Origin of the sequence: Saccharomonospora iraqiensis subsp. paurometabolica YIM 90007 (assembly GCF_000231035.2) — a bacterium.
GTDB classification, from domain to species: domain Bacteria; phylum Actinomycetota; class Actinomycetes; order Mycobacteriales; family Pseudonocardiaceae; genus Saccharomonospora; species Saccharomonospora paurometabolica.
Genome location: NZ_KI912264.1, coordinates 42,918 through 44,151, shown reverse-complemented (window position 1 = coordinate 44,151; position 1,234 = coordinate 42,918). Strand labels below are relative to the sequence as shown.

2 protein-coding genes are annotated in these 1,234 nt (G+C 73.6%); both read left to right on the top strand.

The features are described 5' to 3' along the window. On the top strand, nucleotides 1-580 hold a 580-nt coding region (locus tag SACPADRAFT_RS31010; RefSeq protein ID WP_007027670.1), incomplete at its 5' end, for a thiamine pyrophosphate-binding protein. Nucleotides 581-751: 171 nt separating this feature from the next. Then, on the top strand, nucleotides 752-1,234 hold a 483-nt coding region (locus SACPADRAFT_RS33610; RefSeq protein WP_084258597.1), incomplete at its 3' end, for a DUF3592 domain-containing protein.

Genomic DNA, 1,234 nt, shown 5'->3' with positions numbered 1-1,234 from the left:
GTCGGTGGCGGCCGAACTGGTCGACGCCCTGCCCGCCGATGCGCTGCTGGTGGCGGGGTCGTCGAACCCGACCCGGGACGTCGCCCTGGCCTCCGGCGTGCGCCCGGACGTGCTGCTGCACCGCAACCGCGGCGTCGCGGGCATCGACGGCACGGTGTCCACGGCGATCGGCGCCGCCACCGTGCACACCGGGCCGTCCTACGCGCTCGTCGGCGACCTGACCTTCCTGCACGACGTGAACGGTCTGCTCACCGGTTCCGCCGAGACCCGGCCGGACCTGACCGTCGTGGTGGTCAACGACGACGGTGGCGGCATCTTCTCCCTGCTCGAACAGGGTTCGCCCGCCTACGGCGACTCCTTCGAGCGGGTCTTCGGCACCCCGCACGGTGCCGACCTCGGTGCCCTGTGCGCCGGGTACGGGGTGCCGTACTCGCTGGTCACCACCCGCGCCGAGCTGCGTGCGGCGCTGCGGACCACCCCCGGACTGCGCGTGGTGGAGGTCCGCGTGGACCGCTCCGGCCACCGCGACCTGCACGCCACGGTGCGCGACGCGGTCCGGGCGGCCGTCACCACCGCCTGATCAGTCCGTGGTGAGTGCCGTGCGGGGCACTTTCCCTGCGTGCGACGCAGTGAAGGTGCCCCGCACGGGGTTGGACGCAGGGAAGGTGCCCTTCACGACAACCCCGGCCGATATGCTCGCGGTGTGCGTGGCGTAGGCGGTGGACCGGTCGGCGGCGTCTCCGCGGAGGAGATGCCGCGGCGGGTGCGCGTGCTGCGCGGCGCGATGTGGGGGGTACTCGGGGCCGCCTCCGTGTTGTCCCTGCTGTGCGTGGTGCTCGTGCTGGGGACGGTGCGCACCGACCAGCTGATCGACGAGCACCGGGGGATGGCCACGGCGCAGGTCGAGCGGGTCATGTTCGACCGCACCCTGATCCGGTACGAGACCCCGGACGGCGTCTCGCACAGCCCGGAGAACGGCGTCCTCTACCCCGACGGGCTGAACGAGGGCCAGCTCATCCGCATCGAGTACGACCGCACCGACCCCGAGCTGGCGAAGGTGGCGGGGCGCACGTGGCTGCTGTCGCTGCTGCCGGTGGGCACCACCCTGCTCGGCGTCTGGCTGGTCGCCACACCGACGGTGTGGTGGCTGCGCACACGCCTGCACGAGGCCGCGGGCGGCGGGACGGACGGCAGGACGACCGGCTCGGCGGAGCACCCGGCGGACGCGGCGGAC